The sequence below is a fragment of the Microcoleus sp. LEGE 07076 genome, assembly GCF_015207455.1.
Lineage (GTDB): Bacteria > Cyanobacteriota > Cyanobacteriia > Cyanobacteriales > Microcoleaceae > Microcoleus.
Genome location: NZ_JADEWV010000402.1, coordinates 1 through 2,703, shown reverse-complemented (window position 1 = coordinate 2,703; position 2,703 = coordinate 1). Strand labels below are relative to the sequence as shown.

Here is a 2,703-nt window from a genome sequence, read left to right as displayed (position 1 = left end):
GCTCGAATGTAAGGATCGCCAGTTTTCATAGCCAGCGGCGGCGATTTTCTGACATCACTCGCCAACTCTGACAACTGCTGATTTCCCCGCAAATTGGCAACCAAAAAAACACTACAGCAGATCGCAGCGCCGATTAAAAGTATAAATCCGAGGATTTGAATTTCCGATCGCCTCAACAAACCCCTTTGGGGGCGGTTCCATTTTTGGGCTGACAGCAAAGTCGTTTCCATTTCGGCTAATTTTCTCGCCAGCCGCCTCCGGCGCACCCGAAAATCGTATTGATATAGCGGCGCAGCTAACAGCGTCAAACTCGATAAAACCCCCGCCAATTTGACAAACCAGAAATCGAATTCACCGGCGATTGCCACAGTTGTCAGAGTAGAGATTCCTGCGAACAATTTAGCCGGATCGATCGCGCGCGCGGGCCAATAAAAAATCGCCAGTTGCACCAACAGCGCCAGATTAAACGCAAAAAAAAGCACTACAACAGCATTCAAGCCTTCGCGCAAGTGCGATCGAATGCCAGTATGCCGCCGCTTGAACTTGCGCCCTTTCCCGTTGCGCCCCGGCAGCATAATTAGTAACGGATTTAAGATTTTGACCGCTAGAAAATGAGCGACCAAAAATAAAGGTAACTGAATCAGCCAAGCCCCCAGCAGCAGAGTCAAAAAACCGAGGTCGTTGCTGACAGCAGGAATGCCCCTGCGAAGGACAAAACTAAAACTTTCAGCGAGAGCAAATGCCCTTAACCACGAAATCGGATAGGGGAACCAAGCTGGCCACTTGAGAGTTTTCATCATGCGGGGAGAGGGAAATTTCAATGGCGGATTGTCAAACTCTTAAGATTTTGCCAGATTTGGCGATCGAAAAATTGCTGTAGGGTGCAAAGCGTCATTCGATTTTAGATTTTAGATTTTAGATTTTGGATTGACTCCACGGCTCAATTCAGGGGCTTGAGGATTTGAGAGTTTAGTTGGTGTAGGGTGCGTCAGCCCAAATTTTTGACTCAAATCAGATTGTTTTTTCTCTGACGCACCCTATGGGCGCTAATTCAATCAAACCACAGCGGCAAACAACTCCTCAAAACTCTTTTGCGGAGCATCCGGCTTCGCCACAATTTCCACAATCTTGTTGCGAGAAGCCGGCTCAAACAGCGCCTCCACGCAGACTTGAGCTACCTTAGTGCGGGGAATGCTGTTCTCAAACAGTGTATCCGCACTTCTCATGACGATCGCATCTGAATTATCCTCATTTTTGAGACCGCCCGGACGGACGATCGTATAAGTCAAGCCGCTTTTTTGCAAATACTCCTCCGCTTGCTTTTTCCACACGAGAATCAGCCAAAACAGATTCAGCGGGTGAAAAAACTGAGAAACGCACAGAGAAGTCACCAGCACAAAATGCTCAATTCCCTTAGCCTTAGCTGCCTCCACCAAATTTTTAGTACCCTCAAAATCCACCTTATAAGGCGCTGTCGGGTCAAAACCGGGGGCCGCCCCCGTCGCGCACAGCAACACCGTACTATCGCCGATCGCAGCTACCAGAGAAGTCGCATTTAATACATCCCCTGTAACTAACTCAGCCTCCGGCGGTAAAATCTGCCTTGCTGTCTCTAAATTGCGGACTAAAGCGCGCACCGGAATGCCCCGCTTGACCAATTCTGTGACAATTCGGCGGCCAGTCTGGCCTGTGGCTCCTGCTACAAATGCTTTCATAAGTCAGGTTATGCTGTTCTTGGGTAAATTTTGTTGCAATCTATTTCCCAATTGTAGGGAGGAAACTTCCTTACCGCATCCCCAACCCGATCGATTGGCGTGTATTACAGGAGAGCATATGATGAAGCAGGATTCCGCTGAATATCAAACTACTGTTGAAGCTTCTGACGAAAATTGCTACCCAGATGCGAGTTTCCGACAGCCCGAAAGCATACGTGCGGATGCAGCAGAGACAGTTGAGCCGATTTGGTTTCACGCCCATTTTGAAGACAGCATGGAGATGTACGCCGATGCTGCTACGGTGGCCGAGCATTTGAACAATCACAAGAGTTGGTTTTGTGAGTGCGCTTTGCCGATGAAAGCTGAGCCGATCGGCGAAAACGGCTACGATCTATTAATCGGTCGTTTTGGGGCTTTCGGCTACCGAGTTGAAGCGAGAATCGGTTTAGAGTTGCTGCCGGCGGACGCTGAAGGCTGCTATTTGATTAAGACAATCCCGGTTCCGAATTATACAGCGCCTGGATATGAAGTGGATTTTCGATCGGCAATGAAGCTAGTAGAGATAGCGTCTGAGGAGTTTGCCACCGATTGGCCTGCGTCGGAACGGGCTCAGCTACCACCTGCGATTACCAGTGCTACCTGGAATCTGGATTTGGCTGTGGGGGTTTGCTTTCCTAAGTTTATTCGATCGATGTCTCAACCATTAATTGAAAAAACCGGCGATGCGCTTTTGGAAAAAATCATCAAACAAGTTAACCGCCGCTTAACCTATAAAACTCAGCTTCTTTTTCACGAAAGTTTGAACATTCCTTTTCCCAAAAATCACAAACAACACTAATTCTCAAAATTCATGCAACAGTAGCTGGTAGGGTGCGTCGCCCGAAACAATCCTCAATTGGGAGCGACAATCGACGAGCGACGCACCTGACTGACATATAGCGGTTATCACAAAGGTGAGGTATGCTTTTATGCCCTATGCCCTATGCCC

General features: G+C 48.4%; 2 protein-coding genes and 1 pseudogene. 1 reads left to right on the top strand and 2 read right to left on the bottom strand.

The window, feature by feature from the left end; genetic code table 11:
• Positions 1–821, bottom strand: a pseudogene (locus IQ270_RS29635) (glycoside hydrolase family 24); the annotation flags it as partial.
• Between the two features lie 234 nt (positions 822–1,055).
• Positions 1,056–1,715: an NAD(P)H-binding protein gene (locus IQ270_RS29630; protein ID WP_193976680.1), complete on the bottom strand. Its 660-nt coding sequence runs from the start codon at positions 1,713–1,715 to the stop codon at positions 1,056–1,058.
• A 121-nt stretch (positions 1,716–1,836) separates the two neighbouring features.
• Here IQ270_RS29630 and IQ270_RS29625 point away from each other — a divergent pair, with 121 nt between their 5' ends.
• The gene (locus IQ270_RS29625; protein ID WP_193976679.1) at positions 1,837–2,553 is read left to right on the top strand and encodes a DUF1997 domain-containing protein; all 717 of its coding nucleotides are present in this window, start codon (positions 1,837–1,839) and stop codon (positions 2,551–2,553) included.
• Positions 2,554–2,703: the final 150 nt, after the last annotated feature.

What these genes read in the sequence shown, in the direction of transcription:
- IQ270_RS29630 (WP_193976680.1), bottom strand. Translation starts at nt 1,715, where the DNA reads ATGAAAGCATTTGTAGCAGGAGCCACAGGCCAGACTGGCCGCCGAATT.
- IQ270_RS29625 (WP_193976679.1), top strand. Translation starts at nt 1,837, where the DNA reads ATGAAGCAGGATTCCGCTGAATATCAAACTACTGTTGAAGCTTCTGAC.